Genomic DNA, 15,791 nt, shown 5'->3' on the forward strand with positions numbered 1-15,791 from the left:
TCGACAGGTTCAGGACGAACGGAAGTGAGCCCGAAAACTCTTGAGGCCGAATGGATAGCGCGCGCCGATCTCGCCGCCCTGGTCGCCGCGCTCGGCCCGGGCACGGTGCGCTGGGTCGGCGGCGCGGTGCGCGACACCTTGCTCGGCAAGCCCGTACACGACATCGACGCCGCCACCACGCTCGAACCGGCGGAAGTCGTTACCCGGCTCGGCGCGGCGAAGATTCGCTCGGTCCCGACCGGTATCGAGCACGGGACGGTAACCGCGATCCTAGAAGGCGGGCCGGTCGAGATCACCACCCTGCGGCACGACGTCTCGACCGACGGGCGGCGCGCCACGGTGAAGTTCGCCAACGACTGGCAGGACGATGCCGCGCGGCGCGATTTCACCATCAATGCGCTCTACGCCGATCCTTCGAGCGGCGAGGTGTTCGACTGGTTCGGCGGGCTGGAAGATCTCGAGACCGGCCGCGTGCGCTTCATCGGCGATGCCCGCGAACGCATTCGCGAGGACCATCTGCGCATCCTGCGCTACTACCGCTTCCAGGCCCGCTTCGGGGCCGCTCTCGATGCGGCATCCGAGCGAGCCTGCATCGAACTCGCCCCGACGATGAAGGGCCTGAGCCGCGAGCGCGTGGGGTGGGAACTGCAGAACCTGCTGGCGATCGCCGACCCGGTGGCGACGGTGCAGCGGATGTACGATGGCGGCGTGCTCGGCGTCGTCTTGCCCGAAGCGTCCGACGCGGGGATGGAGGCGCTTGCCGCGGTGGTCGCCAAGGAGCGCGAGGCCGGGCTGCCGCCCTCGCCGCTGCGCCGCCTTGCCGCGCTGCTCCCCGCCGACGAGAAGGTGGCCGCGCAGGTCGCCTCGCGGCTGCGGTTGTCCACCGCCAACAAGAAGCGCCTCGTTGCGGCAGCGCGGCGCAGCGGCACGCCGAGCGATCCGCACGTACTCGCCTACCGCCTCGGCCGCGAGGCGGCGATCGACCGGCTCCTGCTGGCCGGCCAGGACCCCGCCGCGCTCAGCGGCTGGGAGATCCCCGTCTTGCCGCTCAAGGGCGGCGAGATCGTCGCGCGCGGGGTCGCCGCGGGGCCCGAAGTGGCGCGCATCCTGCAAGCCGTCGAAGAGCGCTGGATCGGCGAGGGCTTCCCGCCCCGCGAGCGGGTCGAGGCCTTGCTCGACGCCGAGCTCGGTGCACGAAAGCCAGTCTGAACACTCGCTTCATCGCGGCTTCAGTCACGATTTGGCATATTTGCCCTTGCCAATCCGGCCTCCAGCCGGAAAGGTAGGGCAGTCCGCCCCGCGGGCACCTTGCGGTCATCGGTTTCGTCCGGTGAGAGCGCCTAGGCCCGGCGGGTCGCTGCTCGTTTCCGCATCCATATTCATCGGCCGCCCGTGCGCGGAATTCTTTGTGTGCGGCCGGCTGTTTTCGACAACCCTAAAGGGGGAAAGACCTTGAACCTGACCAAAGCCATTTTCACTGCCGGCGCGCTGTCGCTGGTTTCCGTTTCCGGCGCCGCGCTGGCGCAGGACGCCGCCGCCACGGCCAAGGCCGACGGCCCGCTGATCGCCGCCGGCGTGAAGGTCTACGGCCCCGAGGGCAACGAGGTCGGCACGATTACCGCTCTGGCCGATGGCGTCGCCACGCTCGACACCGGCACGCACAAGGTCGGCCTGCCGCTCGACCGCTTCGGCATGAACGCCAAGAAGCAGACCACCGTTGCGGTGACCCGCGCGCAGCTCGACGAGATGCTCGAGAAGGCCCAGGCCGAAGCGGCCGCCAAGCTCGACGCCCAGCTCGTCGCGGGCGCCCCGGTGACCGACGTCAACGGCGTCTCGCTCGGCTCGATCGGCAAGGTCGAGGGCGACGACGTCACCGTCGAAACCGAATGGGGCGCGTTCGCGCTCAAGCGGCAGAACTTCCAGCCGGCCGATGCCGGGGTGACCGCGCAGGTTCTCGCCGACCAGGTCAAGGCCGCGCTCGGCGCCAGCGCCGACGCCGCCGCGCAGTCGTAAAGGCTCGGCCTCGCCCGAACGAAAACAGGGGCGCCCGGAGAAATCCGGGCGCCCCTTTTCATGCCTGAGGCAACCGGCTGCTAGAGCCGCCGGACGATCACGCGATTCCGGGTGACAGCGCGCTCGCGCCGCGGCGGGGTGAAGTACCGGGCCTCGTCGACCGGATCGATGTAGGCATTGCCGTCGCGGATTTCGATCTCGTCGACCGGCACGCCGCGTCCGTCGTCGAGCACCAGCGCAGCGACGTGGTCGTGCTCGGGATCGACGAGCATGCGCTGGACAGTGCCCAGACGCCGTCCGTCGCGGGTCATCAGCGGATGGCCGCGCAGGTCCTGTTCGTCGTTGACGAGCTCGTAGTCGTCGAGTTCGCGCAGTTCTGTATATTGGTCTACCATGGTTCGTTCTCCTCGGATCGCGAGGGGGCGTCTCACCCCTTGTTCAGGATCTCGATGTTCGCTTCGTCGACCACCAGGATCGCATCCTGATCGGCGATGATCTTGCGGGTGTTCTGATTGAGCGAGTCGCCGGGAATGTCGTCGAGCGACGAGGCATCGTGCACCGTGCCGCCGGAAATCCGCAGGGTCTGGCCGGCGTTGATGTCCTTGGGCACCTCGCGCGGCTGGTCGATAATGAGCGCGAACATGCGGTTGCCGTTCTGCTCGACCCAGAAGCCGCGATCGGTCAGGTTGCTCCCCACATCGACCTCGCCAGAGAAGTCGCGGCCGAAATATTGCTGCGGGTCCGCGGTAATCTGCGCCAGGGTCAGCGCGCCGGTCGTGTCGGGGTTTGCCGCGTCGGCCATCGCCCCGCCGTTCACGCCCGCGGCGTTGTCCTGCAGCACGACGTCGTTGCCGGTCACCAGGTCTTCGTCGTTGTCGTTGCTCCCGGCAATCCACCAGATAAGCAGCGCCAGCACGATCAGGCCCAGCAACAGCCAGAGCCAGCCCATGCTGGTTTTCTTTTGAACCGGAATCTCGGCCATCGAAAATCTCCTGTTGGTTGGTGCGGCCGCGAATGCGCCCGCTCCCCCAATCAGTGGATCGCCCGGCCAGTTTGTTCCGAGATTTTCCCGCAGTTCCGGGATCTTCGCCGCTTCCCGCCCAAACCGGGCGGAAAGGTTCAGAACCTGTTGTCCTTGGGGAACCCGGTCGGCGGAAGCCTCCCGGCGGCGCCGCGGGCGACCTTCCACAGGTGGATGTCGCTCTCGGTCCGCGTGCGCCCGCTTTCGCCGCCCATGGTCCATGACAGGCCGTCTTCGAGCGTGAAGGTCGTCGCGTCGCTGAGGCCGCCGTCGCGGTAGCGTTGCAGCGTTACGCCCTGACCGCGGGTCATGACCGGCAGCTCCTCGAGGTTGAAGACCACCAGCTTGCGGTTGTCGCCGACCACCGCGACGTGGTCGTGTGCTGCGGCGATCGGCCGGGCGACGGCGAGCTTGGCGCGGTCCTTGAGATTGACCACCTGGCGGCCCTTGCGCGTTTCGGCGAGCAGTTCGTCGGTCAGCGCGGCAAAGCCCTTGCCGGTGCTTGCGGCGAGCAGCAGCTGCAGCCCCGGCTTGTGCACGATCAGGCTGACCACCTGCGCCTCGGCATCGATGTCGAGCGTGTTGCGGATCGGCTCGCCGAAACCGCGCGCGCCGGGCAGCTTGTCGGCCCCGAGGGTGAAGAAGCGCCCGTCGTCGCCGGCGATGAGCAACTTGTCGGTGGTCTGGCAATGGACCGCAAAGGCCGGCCCGTCGCCTTCCTTGTACTTGAAGTCCCCGCAGCCGTCGGCCCCCAGGTCGACATGGCCCTTGGCGCCGCGGATCCAGCCTTTCTGCGAGAGGATCACCGTAACCGGCTCCTTCTCGATCATCGCGTCCATGCTGAATTCGACCGCCGGCGCGGCCTCGGCGATGGTCGTGCGGCGCCGCCCGAGCGCGGTGTCCTCGGCATAGTCCTTGCGCAGCGCCTTGAGGTCGCGCTTGAGCCGGGTGCGCTGGCGCGCCGGGCTGCCGAGCAGCGCTTCGAGCTCGGCGCGTTCGTCTTCGAGCTCGTCCTTCTCCTGCCGCAGCTGCATCTCCTCGAGCTTGCGCAACGAACGCAGCCGCATGTTGAGGATCGCCTCGGCCTGGCGGTCGGTCAGCCCGAACTCGGCCATCATCACCGGCTTGGGCTCGTCCTCGGTGCGGATGATCTCGATCACCCGGTCGAGGTTGAGGAAGGCGATGATGTAGCCTTCGACCAGCTCGAGCCGGTCGGCGATCTTGGCCAGCCGGTGGCGGCTGCGGCGCTGCAGGATGTCGATCTGGTGCAGCAGCCAGTGGTCGAGCAGCTCCTTCAGCCCCATGACCATCGGCGTGCGGGTGGCATCGAGCACGTTCATGTTGAGCCCGAAGCGGCTCTCGAGGTCGGTCAGCTTGTAGAGCGATTCCTTGAGCAGTTCGGGGTCGACGTTGCGGCTCTTCGGGACGAGCACGATGCGGATGTTCTCGTCGCTCTCGTCGCGCACGTCCTCGAGAATCGGCACCTTCTTGTCGGCGATCGCCTGGGCGATCTGCTCGATCAGCTTGCCCTTGGCGACCTGGTAGGGGATTTCCGAGATGACCAGCTGGTACTGCCCCCCGCCGAGCCGCTCGATCCCCGCTTCGCGGTCGGCCTCGTCCTTCGCCTCGGCGGCGAAGAAGCGCCCGCGCACGCGGAAGGAGCCGCGCCCCGTCGCATAGGCCTGGCTGATCGATTCCGGCGAATCGACGATCAGCCCGCCGGTGGCGAAGTCGGGCCCGTGCATCAGCTCCATCAGCCGCGCATGCTCGACGTGCGGGTTGTCGATCAGCTCGAGCGCGGCGTCGATGACTTCGGCGGCGTTGTGGCTCGGGATGCTGGTTGCCATCCCCACCGCAATGCCGCTCGAACCGTTGGCCAGCAGGTTGGGAAACAGGCCGGGGAAGAGCGAAGGCTCTTCTTCTTCGTTGTTGTAGGTCGGGACGAAATCGACGGTGCCTTCGTCGAGCCCTTCCATCAGCTGCATCGCCGTCTTCGTCAGGCGGCATTCGGTGTAGCGTTCGGCGGCGGCGTTATCGCCGTCGATATTGCCGAAATTGCCCTGCCCCTCGACCAGCGGATAGCGCAGCGTGAAGGGCTGCGCGAGGCGGACCATGGCATCGTAGAGCGCGACGTTGCCGTGCGGGTGGAACTTGCCCATCACATCGCCGACCACGCGGCTCGATTTCTTGAACGCGTTGTCCGGGCTCAGGCGCAGCAGCCGCATGCCCCACAGGATGCGGCGATGCACCGGCTTGAGCCCGTCGCGCAGGTCGGGCAGCGAGCGGGCGGTGATCGTCGAGAGGGCGTAGACGAGGTAGCGCTGCGACAGCGCGCTGTCGAACGGAGCGTCGACGATGGCGTCGAAGGGGTCTTTTTCGTCGTCGATAGTGGCAACCATGCGGGTACTTCGTTCCGTTCGTCCTGGGCCTGCCGAAGGGCGTCGCGCGGGCGTTCATGGTTGGACAGGCTCACCACGAACGGGAGATGTTGTCGGCTGGCCGTAGCAGCGCCACGGGCCGTGGGACAGCGCGGAACAAGCCGCTTTCAACACCCGTTACGCGGACAAAGGCAATTCCGCCGCAAGGAGACAGCATAATGGCACAACGCATCATGATTCTCGCCACCGACGGGTTCGAACAGTCGGAACTCGAAGGCCCCTATTCCGCGATCAAGACCGCCGGGCTCGAACCCGTGGTCGTCAGCCCGCACGACGGCCAGATCAAGGGCTGGCAACACGACCACTGGGGCGACCCGGTCGATGTGAACCTCACTCTCGACGAGGCCGAGGCCGAGGACTTCGACGCGCTCGTCCTGCCGGGCGGACAGATGAACCCCGACAAGATGCGGACGGAGAAGAAGGCCGTCCAGCTGGTCAAGGACTTCTGCGAAAGCGGCAAGCCCGTCGCGGCGATCTGCCACGGCCCCTGGCTGCTGGCGGAAGCCGGCATGATCAAGGGCAAGACGGTCACCAGCTGGCCCTCGATCCGCACCGACCTGAAGAACGCCGGCGCCAATGTGGTCGACCAGGAAGTCGCGACCGACGGCAACCTCATCACCAGCCGCAACCCCGACGACATCCCGGCCTTCAACAAGGCGCTGCTCAAGGCGCTGCAGGAACAGGACCAGATGGCCGACGCCTGATCTCGGCTTCAGTTGCGAGCGGAAAGGCCTCGCCGGGCGACCGGCGGGGCCTTTTTCATGGCTTGGCCCCGAGCCGGCTTTCTTCCGGTCACGGGCCGAAGCGGATTGTCGACTTTCAGCCGCAGCGCGGGCGAGCGCGAAGGTCTGATAATGGGGTGCGAAGCGGACATGCCTCCATTCGTCATGCTGAACTTGTTTCAGCATCCATTACTCCAGCTGCGCCGAGCTAGCGTGAGGAGAGATAGACCCTGAAACGAGTTCAGGGTGACGAAGAACGGAACTGCCGCCATGGGGTCGTAGCGGACTGACCGCCTTTGCGGAAAGTGCGAGCGAAGCTACCTGTCGGCTAATGGCGAAAACCATGGCGGGCGGGAACGTCTGGAATTGGGTGGAAAGCGGACATTGCATTCAGCCGAAGGCGTCAGCATTGTTGGCGCATGAAATGCCAGAGCGTCATGATGGCCATAGTCCTTTCGTATCTAGTTGGTGGGTGCGGCGAAGACTTGTCCGACACATATGCTGCAGCCTGTTCGACGCCGTTACCAAACTGGGGCCGAGAAGCTGACGGGGTTGGTCATCTCCTCATCGTGCAGCCCATCTACGTCGCTTCGGACGGGGCGGTTCTGTGGAATGAAACGCCCATCTCAGACGATACTCTCGGTGATTACATGACGCGCGCGAGCAGTCTTGTTCCTGAGCCCCATGCCATTCTCGAGGTTGCTCCCGACGCGCCTTGCGAGCGCGTAAGTGAAGTCCGCCGCATCATGGCAGCGGCACCGCTGTGTCAAGGGCTTAACTCGCTCTGCAGCGAAGGCGCGAACTGGGAACGGTGGCCGGTGGCAGGAGGACCGTAACGTCCGCAATTGGGTCGTTAGCGGACTGACCGCCTTTGCGGGAAGTGCGAGCGAAGCTGCCTGTTGGCTAATGGCGAAAACCATGGCGGGCGGGAACGTCTGGAATTGGGGTGGAAAACGGACGTTTCCTAGGCCGAAATTACGGCCTTCCGAATTGCAGCGGGAACCCGTGCGAACGCCAGCAGCATGTTCATTCCGTAGAGCCATGTGAACGCGGCTGCGGCGAGAGAAATGGCTGTCAAAAAGCCACCGCTAATGAGGCCGAAAAAGAAGGCCAAAGCTGCAGCGACCGAGCAGAACACCAAACCATGAAGGCTACGAAGATCGTAGCGCAGAACTCGCTCTCGTTCATTTCCGTCAATCCAGAATCGACCGGCGTCGTAAATAATCATCGCGAGCCAATTCGGGGCGAACAGATCACCGAAGAGCGGATACTCGAACGTCAGGAGTTCGGCGGTTCGCATCCGCGTGTTCTTTCTCTGTCGATCTAGCAGCATTTCCAGCCTGTCGAACACAAGTTGGTCTGTATCCGTGGGACGCAAGGCGACCGATCCGCGCAAGTGCCAGAGAAAATCAAACATTTGAGGATGACACGTAAGGTTGACGCTCTTCGTCAGCAATGGGGTCGCTAACGGAATGGCCGATTCCCGCCATGCAGTCCCCGAAAGCTGCCTGTCAGCTATCGGCCCAGAAGCAGATCGACAGTTTCCCGCTGCCTCTCAGGTTCCGGAATGTGTGAGATTGGTGTGGTAGGCGGACTCTGGAGTTCACACCTCAGCAATGAAAATTGTGCATTGCGGAATGATGGCAATCTCGAAAGTCTTTCAGCTCATTTTTTGGTTGTTACTCAGTGCCATTTTTATGGTTGCTCTGATGCCTGCCAAGATAGCTCCGAGTGTGTTTGCCTCCGACAAGCTCAATCACATGCTGGCGTTCTTCGTTCTCGCTGCATTCGCCAAGAGTCTTTGGCCTCGTAGAGGGCTGCTAACGATCTTCGCCTGGCTCGCGCTCTACGGTGGGCTGATCGAAATCCTTCAATGGGCCTTGGGTTTCGGACGTGACGCCAATTGGATGGATCTCGCAGCTGACCTGGTCGCAATCTGCTTTGGATTGGTCGCCATGAGTTGGATGAAGTCGAATAGGAAAAGCATCTCCACGATCAAGTAGGCGATACTTCCGCAATGGGGTCGTTACCCGACAGGCGGCTCTCGGCGCGAAAGCCTGGATAGCAGCCTGCTCGCTTTCACGAGGCAACAAACGGTTGGCCCACGTCAGCAATGGGGGGAGAGGCGGATGTCCCCGCATTCGTCATGCTGAACCTGGTTCAGCATCCATTGTGCCTCCCAGCACCGGCATCGCGGGCGGAGAAATGGACCCTGGAAGCGAAGCTGTGCAAAGCACAACCAGGTTCAGGGTGGCGATTTTGGGAAGTGTGCAGGCAAGGTTCGCAGCGGGGCGCAAGCGGATAGGCCCTGGATCCAATTGTCCCAACACCGCCCGGCCAAAAAAGAACTTTCCTACAAGGTTCCTTTTATGTTCCACACTGGCGGATGACCTACCACCATATCCCGCTCTATCCCTACGACATCGATCCGCTGCGGATCGTCGGTCGCAAACCCGCACGGCCCGCCGGCACCGACCCCGCCGGCCCGGCCACGACGGAGGAGGAGCCCGGCTGCGGCGCGGCGCCGGGTCCGCTGGATCCTCCCCCGGACGGGGAGGTGGCAGCGCACAGCGCTGACGGAGGGGATTGTCCTCCTGGTGACGCGCGCGGGGGAAGTCCCCTCCACCACCCTGCCGGTGGTCCCCCTCCCCGCTTCGGGGAGGACGAGGACGACGAGCAGGACAAGGAGTCCGCCGAGGAGCAGGAGCGCCGCAATGCCCTGCGCAACTGGCTGCTCGGGCACTGGGAAACGGTCCAGGCGATGGCGCTCGCCGGCGAGCCGCCACAGCGCCAGGCGGCCACCGCTCGCCCCGAGCCTGTCGGAAGCGAAGCCCAACGGCCTCCCGTGCCCCGGGTGCGCCGTGCCGATCGCTGGGACAAGCCGAAGATGGCCGAGTTCCTGCGCCAGCTCGCCGCCAGCCACTCGGTCAGCGCCGCTTCGCGCGCGGTCGGCATGTCGCGCCAGTCCGCGCACCGGTTGCGCAACCGCCTCAAGGGCCAGCCGTTCGACATCGCCTGGGAAGCCGCGTTCCGCCACGGCTACGACAACCTCGCGCATTCGGCGCTCGAGCTGGCGCTGGAGGGCGAGGAAGTGCCCTACTATCACCGCGGCGAACTCGTCGGCACCCACCGCAAGCGCAACGCGCAGCTGATCGTGGCCCTGCTCAAGATGCGCAACCGCGAAGGCGCGCCGATGCTCGGCCGCTACGGCGCGGCGGCCGAGTTCTGGACCGAGGAGTGGGACCGCCTGCTGCGGCGCGTCGAGACCGGCGGGGTCGACTGGGACGACGAACGGCGCGCGCTCGGCGCCGATGGATTGGCGGCGCTCGACCTGCCGAGCGAAGAGCGGCGGATCGAACGGATCGCCATCCGCAACGCGCCCGACGAGCGCGCGCAGCGCCGCCGCTGATTCTCTTCGCCCCCCGCCATGCGTAACCCTGCTGCCAATGCGTAACCATCTGATATTAGGCGGTTATTGTCGCGTTCGGCAGGGTTACTGGTGTAACTCGGGTAACCCTGTTCGCGGCGCGGCGCGTGGGTGGCGGCGGCGTTAAGGCGCCAGCCGGCGAATGACGTAGGTCTCGTCGTCGAACCACAGCGCGCCGTGTTCGCGCAGCACCTCGCGGGTCGCCCCGAGATAGGCCGAGCCGGTCATCGCCTCGGCCAGCCGGTCGTCCTCGATCTGCGCGACGTAGGTCGCGGCGTTCCACGCGGCGAGCAGGGTCGAAGTGCCGATCAGCGTGTCGTTGCTGTCGATCTCGTCGGGCAGCGTGTGCATGGTGTAGCGCAGGCGCGACTGGTCGTCGGGCAGCGGTTCGAAGACGAATTGCGCGGCCTCCTCGCCGAGCGCCTCGCGGGTCGCGTCGAGCAGTTCGCGGCGCGAAGTGGTGAACGGGTCGGCCTCGGGCCAGACCTTGCGGACGATGTCGAGCCCCGGGTCGCCGCCGGCCGAATGCACGCCGAGCAGCCGCCCGCCCGGCCCGAGCGCGCGGGCCAGCGGGGCGAGCACGCGCCCGGCCTTGAAGCGCACGCTGGCGGCGAGCCGGAACGGCTGGCTGGCGAGAACGAGGTCGAAGTCGGCGCGCGGGTGTCCGGGACGCGGGATCACCGCATCGAGGATGTAGCGGCAGTCGCGGCGATAGAGCACGATCACGGTCGGCGTCTCGGGCAGCAGCACCCCGCTCTTCTCGCTCAGCCGGGTCCGCCAGTTGGCGGCAAGAAACGGCTGCAGGTCGTTGATCTGCTGCTCGAATTCGGCGGCGGTCGACCCAGTGAGCGCGACCTCGTGCCACACCACGTCGGGCTGCGCGCCGTCCTTGCGGTGGGCCAGCCACGGCGCATCGGCATAGGGCAGGTTGGTCAGCGCGAGCACCGTCTCGGGATGCTCGAAGAACCGGTCGGGCATCTTGTCGAGCGTCAGGCGGATGTCCTCGAGGCTGATTTCCTTGGCCGCGATGTAGAACGGCAACCGGTCGAACTTGCGATGCATCGAGCGCAGCACCCGCGCCAGCACGGTCCCGTCGCCCACCCCGGCGTCGAAGAACCGCAGCGCCGGGGCCTTGGGGGTGAGCGCGTCGAGCTCCTCGGCGACGCGCTGCGCCACCGCCCACTTCTCGGAGCAGGTGTTGACGAACATCAGGTACTTCTGGCGATTGTCGTAGAAGCGGAAATTCGATTTCACCGGCTCTCTCCCCAGGGAACGCCCCGTCAGCTCTTCTGCATGTCGCGGCTCTCGGCCGGTATCCTTACCTCGAGGCCTTCGATCTCGTCGCCAAGCACAATCTGGCACGAGAGCCGGCTGGTGCGGGTGACGTGGGCGGCGAGGTCGAGCATGTCCTCCTCCTCCTCGCTCGCCTCCGGCAGGCGGTCGAACCATTCGGGCGCGACGATGACGTGGCAGGTCGAGCAGGCCATCTGCCCCTCGCAGGTGCCCTCGAGCGGCATGCCCGCCGCCTGCCCGCATTGGAGCAGGCTGGTGCCGGCCGTGCCCTCGGCCTCGACTGCGTTGCCCTCGCGGTCGATGAAGCGAACCATCACCATCAGCCCTGCGCCTCCGCCGCCGCGAGGATCAGGCCGAGGCCTTCCTCCAGTTCGTCCATCGTCGTGTAGCGCCCGAAGCCGATGCGGATCGAGCTCTTCGCCTGTTCCACCGTCAGCCCCAAGGCGCCGAGAACGCGGCTCGGCTTCCTCGCCTCGCTGGCGCAGGCCGATCCGGCCGAGAAGCACACCTGGCGCGCGTCCGACATCAGCCGAGCAACGTCGATCCCGTCGCGGCGCACGTTGAGGTTGCCCTTGTACCTGTGCGCCGCGCTGCCGTTGAGCGTCCACCGGGCGAGCATTTCGCGCGCCCGGTCCCACAGCGCCGCGACGTGGGCCTCGTCCTCGTCCTGCGTCTCGAGCGAGAGCTTTACCGCTGCGCCCAGGCCGGCGCACAATGCGGGGCTGAGCGTGCCCGAGCGGATGCCGGCTTCCTGCCCGCCGCCGGTGATGACCGGATCGAGCGCGATCCCGTCCCTGATCCACAGCGCGCCGACGCCCTTCGGGCCGTAGAGCTTGTGCCCGGTGATCGCGATCAGGTCGGCATCGGCCACCGGCATCTTGCCCGCCGACTGCACCGCGTCGCACACCACCAGCGCGCCGGCGGCCCGGGCCCGTTCGGCGAGGTCGGCGACCGGCTGGATCGTACCGATCTCGTTGTTGACCTGCATCACCGCAAGCACGCCGAGATCGTCGGGCAGGCCAACCTGCGGATCGACCAGCCCGTCGGCGCCCACGGGCAGGACCGCGCAATCCGGGTCGAGCGCCAGTGCGGTGTTGAGCACGGCCGAATGCTCGATCGCGCTGACCGCGATGCGCTTGTCGCCCCGCCCCCGGTCGCTGCCGCGCAGCGCGATGTTGAGCGCTTCGGTCGCGCTGCCGGTGAAGATCACGGTGCCGCCTACGGGAAACAGCGCGGCGACCTGTTCGCGGGCAATGTCGACCGCAGCCTCCGCCTGCCGCCCGAGCCGGTGCGCGGAATGCGGATTGCCGTAGCCGGTCGTCTCCGGCCCGCCGAGCCACGGCAGCATCGACTCGCGCGCTTCGGGGGCGAGCGGCGTCGTGGCCTGGTTGTCGAGGTAGATCATGCGCCGCGCCATAGCCCGCGCCGCCCTTCCCCGTCACCCCGGACTTGATCCGGGGCCCCGCTTTTCTCTCCCGGCGGCGCGGAAGGAAGCTCGGTCCCGGATCGAGTCCGGGATGACGAGAACGTCAGAGGCTGCGCCACGCTTGGGCGAAGGCGTCGAGTTCCGCCGGGGTCGTGTTCCAGCCGATGCTGACGCGGATCGTGCGCGAGGCGGTGTCGTCGTCGATCCCGAAGGCATCGAGCACGCGGCTCTTCTTGAGTGTGCCGGAGGAGCACGCACTTCCGGCCGAGACGGCAAAGCCCATTGCATCAAGCTTGATGAGCAGGGCCTGCGCGCTGAACGTGGGATGGGCGAGCGAGAACAGCCAATCGCACTGGGGGCCGAGGATCAAGCCTTCGCCACGGTCCATGACGGCCTTGCGAAAGTCGAAGCGCTGCGTTTCGCCGGTGGCCCAGCCCGCCAGTCCGCCACCTTCCAGCGCGGCTGCGAAGCCCAGTGCGGCAGGCAAGTTCTCGGTCCCCTGGCGGTAGCCTCGCTCCTGTCCGCCGCTCGGCTCGAGCATGGAAAAGTCACGCACCAGCAGCGCACCGATACCGGTCGGTCCGCCGACTTTGTGCGCCGAGACGACCGCCATGTCGCAATCTGGCAAAGGGCGTTTCCCGGCCGATTGCGAACAGTCGCAAAGCAGCAGGCCGCCGGCAGCACGAACCGTTGCCGCCGTTTCGCCTTGGTCCGTGAGCACGAACGTGCCGGTCTCCGAATTGAGCGATTGAACCGCCACCACCGCCTTGCCGGGACGGGCCAGCAGGTCTTCCAGCCGGGCAAGATCGACCTGCGCCATGAGCGAGGGAATCGGCACCACCTCCGCCTCCGGCGCCGCTCGGAACAGCGCGTCGTGCTCCACCGCCGAGACGATGCGCCGGTCCACCTTCGCCCTCTGCAAACCAATCGCCAAAGCCTCGCTCGCCCCGCTGGTGAAGATCACTTCCCCCTCCCAGCCGAGCGCCGTTTTCACCCGCTCGCGCGCGTCCTCCAGCGCGGCGCGCGCCTTGCGGCCCTCGGCGTGCGGGCTGCTCGGGTTGGCCCAGATTTCGAACCCGCGCAGCATGGCCTCGCGCGCTTCGGGGCGCAGGGGCGTGGTCGCGGCGTGGTCGAGATAGATGCGGGTCATGTGGGAATTGCGATTTCAGGCGTAATCCCTATATAGCCCCGCACTTCCGGTGCGCCACCCGCGCCGCGTCAAACACAATTTGCAAGAGCCCGCCCAATGCCCTCCGTCATTTTTCCCGGCCCCGAAGGCCGCCTCGAAGGCCGTTTCTCTCCCCCGCCGCGTCCACGCGCACCGGTGGCGATGATCCTGCATCCGCATTCGCAGGGCGGCGGCACGATGAACGACCGCATTGTCCAGCGCCTCTACAAGACCTTCAGCGACCGCGGCTTCGCCACGTTGCGCTTCAACTTCCGCGGCGTCGGCCGCAGCCAGGGCAGCTTCGACAACGGCATCGGCGAGCTCAGCGATGCCGCCGCGGCGCTCGACTGGGTGCAGTCGTTCCACCCCGAAGCGCAGACCACCTGGGTCGCCGGGGTCAGCTTCGGCGCGCTGATCGGCATGCAGTTGCTGATGCGCCGCCCGGAAATCCGCGGCTTCATCTCGATCGCCCCGCCGGCCAACATGTACGACTTCAGCTTCCTCGCCCCCTGCCCTGCTTCGGGCATTTTCATCCAGGGCACCGCCGATACCGTCGTGCAGCCGAACGCGGTGCAGAAGCTCGTCGACAAGCTCCGTACGCAGAAGCACATCACGATCCATCACGAAGAGATCCCGCGGGCCAATCACTTCTTCGAGAACGAGCAGGACGAGCTGATGAAGTCGGTCGACAACTACCTCGACTTCCGCCTCGACCCGGACTGCCCGATCCGCTGACGCGGGGCATTCCGGCCTTTCCAGAGCCTGGCTGAAAGCCGCCACGGGGAGCGGTCGGGAACTCTCTTGCCATTTCGCGCGTTGCGTGAGATGTTACATTATTACATCGAGTCGAGGGACTCGACTCGTGGGAGTAAGGAGAGGTTCCCATGTCCTATCTCGATCAATCGCAAGACCCGCGCCGCCGCGCCACAGCAATCGCCAGCGTCACGGCGATTCACATCATCGTCGCGGCCGTGCTCGTCACCGGGCTCAGCTTCACCGGCGTCATCCAGCGTGAGGGGACGTTCATCGGTACCTTCATTCCCGATCCTCCCAAGCCTCCTCCCCCGCCCCCCTCGGATCCCGTGAAGTCCGAAGCGCCGGCCAAAAGCGACCACCTGACTGCACCGACGCCGCCGCTCGACCTTTCCGGCAGTGCGCAGGTCGAGGTGACGCCGTTCGATCCGATCAAAATCCCGCAGCCAACCACGAGCTCCGTCCCCTATGTGGCGCCCACGCCCACCCCATCCGCGTTCGCGCCCAAGCGCGCGGCGCCGCGCAACGATCCGGCGCGCTGGGTGATGACCGAGGATTACCCCTCGCGCGCGATCCGCGAAGGGGCAGAGGGCGTCGCAGGTTTCCGCGTTGTGGTCGGCAGCGACGGCAAGGTCGATGCTTGCGAGATCACCGCCAGCAGCGGCAACGCCGACCTCGACGCGGCGACCTGCAAGTACATCACTCGGCGCGCCCGCTTCGATGCAGCGACCGACGGCAACGGGCAGAGCGTCGTTGGCAGCTATTCCAGCACAGTCCGCTGGGTCCTGCCCCGCTGAGAAGAGTTCCCCCGGAGCGAGCCTATTCCGGGGCCACTTCGGCGCGGTCCAACGGGGCCGCGCCGTTTTTGTCCGGCACGGTCCAGATCGCCACATTGGCGAGCATGACGACCGCCAGCAGCACCATCAGCCAGACCTGCTTGGCTGGGCCCTCACGGCGCCACTGGAACCAGGCCCCCGCCAACAGCGCAAGAGCTGCCAGCACCACGATCGCAAGGATTGTGTCCATAACCCAGCATAGGGCAACGCCGATGCAGGCGGAACCCCGGCGTGCCCCAACTGTTCGGCCTGCACATGGCAGGAGAAGTTGGAATGAGCATTTTCGGCAAGATCAAGGACGCGATCTTCGGGCACGAGGCCGAAGCCAGGCCGACCCCCACGCCGCTCTCGCCCACCGACGGCGCGCGACAGCCACAATCGCAGGCCGCCGCGCCGGTAGTGGACATCGAGCAAAACCTCGACTCCATGCCCGGTGCCGACCGGCTTAACTGGCGGACCTCGATCGTCGACCTGATGAAGCTGATCGGGGTCGATTCGAGCTACGAAGCGCGCAAGGCCCTGGCGGCCGAAATGGGCCGCACCGATTATTCGGGCAGCGCCGAAGACAACGTCTGGTTGCATCGCCGCGTGATGCAGGACCTGTCCAAGCACGGCGGCAAAGTCCCGGCCGAATACACCGACTGAGCCTACGCAATTGACATATTTGGTAACCTTCCCGCGCTAACGGCGGGAA

General features: G+C 66.3%; 17 protein-coding genes. 8 read left to right on the forward strand and 9 right to left on the reverse strand.

All coding sequences use genetic code 11. From position 1 onward, the window contains the following. Positions 1–24 precede the first annotated feature (24 nt). Both Q7I88_RS14295 and Q7I88_RS14300 read left to right on the forward strand, forming a co-directional pair. Positions 25–1,209, forward strand: coding sequence for a CCA tRNA nucleotidyltransferase (locus Q7I88_RS14295; RefSeq protein WP_305096579.1), 1,185 nt, complete (start codon positions 25–27; stop codon positions 1,207–1,209). A 243-nt stretch (positions 1,210–1,452) separates the two neighbouring features. After that, positions 1,453–2,013, forward strand: coding sequence for a hypothetical protein (locus Q7I88_RS14300; RefSeq protein ID WP_305096580.1), 561 nt, complete (start codon positions 1,453–1,455; stop codon positions 2,011–2,013). A gap of 80 nt (positions 2,014–2,093) precedes the next feature. On the opposite strand, the gene Q7I88_RS14305 is transcribed toward Q7I88_RS14300, so the two are convergent. The 3 genes from Q7I88_RS14305 to parC all read right to left on the reverse strand — a co-directional run bounded on the left by Q7I88_RS14305 (position 2,094) and on the right by parC (position 5,433). Continuing rightward, positions 2,094–2,408 (reverse strand): PRC-barrel domain-containing protein, encoded by a 315-nt coding sequence (locus Q7I88_RS14305; protein ID WP_305096581.1) that lies wholly within the window; start codon positions 2,406–2,408, stop codon positions 2,094–2,096. Between the two features lie 32 nt (positions 2,409–2,440). Further along, complete coding sequence (locus Q7I88_RS14310; RefSeq protein ID WP_305096582.1) at positions 2,441–2,995, reverse strand: hypothetical protein; 555 nt, start codon at positions 2,993–2,995, stop codon at positions 2,441–2,443. 137 nt (positions 2,996–3,132) lie between these two features. After that, positions 3,133–5,433 (reverse strand): DNA topoisomerase IV subunit A, encoded by a 2,301-nt coding sequence (parC, locus tag Q7I88_RS14315; protein ID WP_305096583.1) that lies wholly within the window; start codon positions 5,431–5,433, stop codon positions 3,133–3,135. Between the two features lie 197 nt (positions 5,434–5,630). Between parC and Q7I88_RS14320 the strand changes: the two genes are divergently transcribed. Next, positions 5,631–6,176 carry a type 1 glutamine amidotransferase domain-containing protein gene (locus Q7I88_RS14320; RefSeq protein ID WP_305096584.1) on the forward strand — a complete coding sequence of 182 codons (546 nt, stop codon included), beginning with the start codon at positions 5,631–5,633 and terminating at the stop codon, positions 6,174–6,176. Between the two features lie 982 nt (positions 6,177–7,158). On the opposite strand, the gene Q7I88_RS14325 is transcribed toward Q7I88_RS14320, so the two are convergent. Next, positions 7,159–7,611 carry a hypothetical protein gene (locus Q7I88_RS14325; protein ID WP_305096585.1) on the reverse strand — a complete coding sequence of 151 codons (453 nt, stop codon included), beginning with the start codon at positions 7,609–7,611 and terminating at the stop codon, positions 7,159–7,161. Between the two features lie 199 nt (positions 7,612–7,810). On the opposite strand from Q7I88_RS14325, the gene Q7I88_RS14330 reads away from it, so the two are divergent. After that, positions 7,811–8,197 carry a VanZ family protein gene (locus Q7I88_RS14330; protein WP_305096586.1) on the forward strand — a complete coding sequence of 129 codons (387 nt, stop codon included), beginning with the start codon at positions 7,811–7,813 and terminating at the stop codon, positions 8,195–8,197. Positions 8,198–8,580: 383 nt separating this feature from the next. Further along, positions 8,581–9,603: a hypothetical protein gene (locus Q7I88_RS14335; RefSeq protein ID WP_305096587.1), complete on the forward strand. Its 1,023-nt coding sequence runs from the start codon at positions 8,581–8,583 to the stop codon at positions 9,601–9,603. A 141-nt stretch (positions 9,604–9,744) separates the two neighbouring features. Here the strand turns inward: Q7I88_RS14335 and Q7I88_RS14340 are convergent, their stop codons facing one another. From Q7I88_RS14340 to Q7I88_RS14355, 4 genes are all read right to left on the reverse strand, one after another. Then, a complete protein-coding gene (locus Q7I88_RS14340; RefSeq protein ID WP_305096588.1) occupies positions 9,745–10,875 on the reverse strand; it encodes a hypothetical protein in 1,131 nt (376 codons plus the stop codon). Between the two features lie 26 nt (positions 10,876–10,901). After that, positions 10,902–11,234, reverse strand: coding sequence for a 2Fe-2S iron-sulfur cluster-binding protein (locus Q7I88_RS14345; protein WP_305096589.1), 333 nt, complete (start codon positions 11,232–11,234; stop codon positions 10,902–10,904). Next, positions 11,234–12,319: a cysteine desulfurase family protein gene (locus Q7I88_RS14350; protein WP_305096590.1), complete on the reverse strand. Its 1,086-nt coding sequence runs from the start codon at positions 12,317–12,319 to the stop codon at positions 11,234–11,236. Before Q7I88_RS14350 ends, Q7I88_RS14345 begins: the two co-directional genes overlap by 1 nt. A gap of 124 nt (positions 12,320–12,443) precedes the next feature. Beyond that, a complete protein-coding gene (locus Q7I88_RS14355) occupies positions 12,444–13,490 on the reverse strand; it encodes a cysteine desulfurase family protein (RefSeq protein ID WP_305096591.1) in 1,047 nt (348 codons plus the stop codon). A 96-nt stretch (positions 13,491–13,586) separates the two neighbouring features. On the opposite strand from Q7I88_RS14355, the gene Q7I88_RS14360 reads away from it, so the two are divergent. Continuing rightward, positions 13,587–14,243 carry an alpha/beta hydrolase gene (locus Q7I88_RS14360; protein WP_305096592.1) on the forward strand — a complete coding sequence of 219 codons (657 nt, stop codon included), beginning with the start codon at positions 13,587–13,589 and terminating at the stop codon, positions 14,241–14,243. A gap of 149 nt (positions 14,244–14,392) precedes the next feature. Beyond that, a complete protein-coding gene (locus Q7I88_RS14365) occupies positions 14,393–15,058 on the forward strand; it encodes an energy transducer TonB (protein ID WP_305096593.1) in 666 nt (221 codons plus the stop codon). 22 nt (positions 15,059–15,080) lie between these two features. On the opposite strand, the gene Q7I88_RS14370 is transcribed toward Q7I88_RS14365, so the two are convergent. Beyond that, on the reverse strand, positions 15,081–15,287 hold the full coding sequence (locus Q7I88_RS14370; protein WP_305096594.1) for a hypothetical protein: 207 nt from the start codon (positions 15,285–15,287) through the stop codon (positions 15,081–15,083). An 83-nt stretch (positions 15,288–15,370) separates the two neighbouring features. On the opposite strand from Q7I88_RS14370, the gene Q7I88_RS14375 reads away from it, so the two are divergent. Then, the gene (locus Q7I88_RS14375) at positions 15,371–15,742 is read left to right on the forward strand and encodes a DUF3597 domain-containing protein (protein WP_305096595.1); all 372 of its coding nucleotides are present in this window, start codon (positions 15,371–15,373) and stop codon (positions 15,740–15,742) included. The last annotated feature ends 49 nt before the right edge of the window (positions 15,743–15,791 follow it).

This window comes from Croceibacterium aestuarii (assembly GCF_030657335.1).
GTDB lineage: Bacteria > Pseudomonadota > Alphaproteobacteria > Sphingomonadales > Sphingomonadaceae > Croceibacterium_B > Croceibacterium_B aestuarii.

Excerpts from the sequence above, each read along its gene's own strand:
- Q7I88_RS14305 (WP_305096581.1), bottom strand. The coding sequence starts at position 2,408 with ATGGTAGACCAATATACAGAACTGCGCGAACTCGACGACTACGAGCTC.
- Q7I88_RS14310 (WP_305096582.1), bottom strand. The coding sequence starts at position 2,995 with ATGGCCGAGATTCCGGTTCAAAAGAAAACCAGCATGGGCTGGCTCTGG.
- parC (WP_305096583.1), bottom strand. The coding sequence starts at position 5,433 with ATGGTTGCCACTATCGACGACGAAAAAGACCCCTTCGACGCCATCGTC.
- Q7I88_RS14320 (WP_305096584.1), top strand. The coding sequence starts at position 5,631 with ATGGCACAACGCATCATGATTCTCGCCACCGACGGGTTCGAACAGTCG.
- Q7I88_RS14325 (WP_305096585.1), bottom strand. The coding sequence starts at position 7,611 with ATGTTTGATTTTCTCTGGCACTTGCGCGGATCGGTCGCCTTGCGTCCC.
- Q7I88_RS14330 (WP_305096586.1), top strand. The coding sequence starts at position 7,811 with ATGAAAATTGTGCATTGCGGAATGATGGCAATCTCGAAAGTCTTTCAG.
- Q7I88_RS14335 (WP_305096587.1), top strand. The coding sequence starts at position 8,581 with ATGACCTACCACCATATCCCGCTCTATCCCTACGACATCGATCCGCTG.
- Q7I88_RS14345 (WP_305096589.1), bottom strand. The coding sequence starts at position 11,234 with ATGGTGATGGTTCGCTTCATCGACCGCGAGGGCAACGCAGTCGAGGCC.
- Q7I88_RS14350 (WP_305096590.1), bottom strand. The coding sequence starts at position 12,319 with ATGATCTACCTCGACAACCAGGCCACGACGCCGCTCGCCCCCGAAGCG.
- Q7I88_RS14355 (WP_305096591.1), bottom strand. The coding sequence starts at position 13,490 with ATGACCCGCATCTATCTCGACCACGCCGCGACCACGCCCCTGCGCCCC.
- Q7I88_RS14360 (WP_305096592.1), top strand. The coding sequence starts at position 13,587 with ATGCCCTCCGTCATTTTTCCCGGCCCCGAAGGCCGCCTCGAAGGCCGT.
- Q7I88_RS14365 (WP_305096593.1), top strand. The coding sequence starts at position 14,393 with ATGTCCTATCTCGATCAATCGCAAGACCCGCGCCGCCGCGCCACAGCA.
- Q7I88_RS14370 (WP_305096594.1), bottom strand. The coding sequence starts at position 15,287 with ATGGACACAATCCTTGCGATCGTGGTGCTGGCAGCTCTTGCGCTGTTG.
- Q7I88_RS14375 (WP_305096595.1), top strand. The coding sequence starts at position 15,371 with ATGAGCATTTTCGGCAAGATCAAGGACGCGATCTTCGGGCACGAGGCC.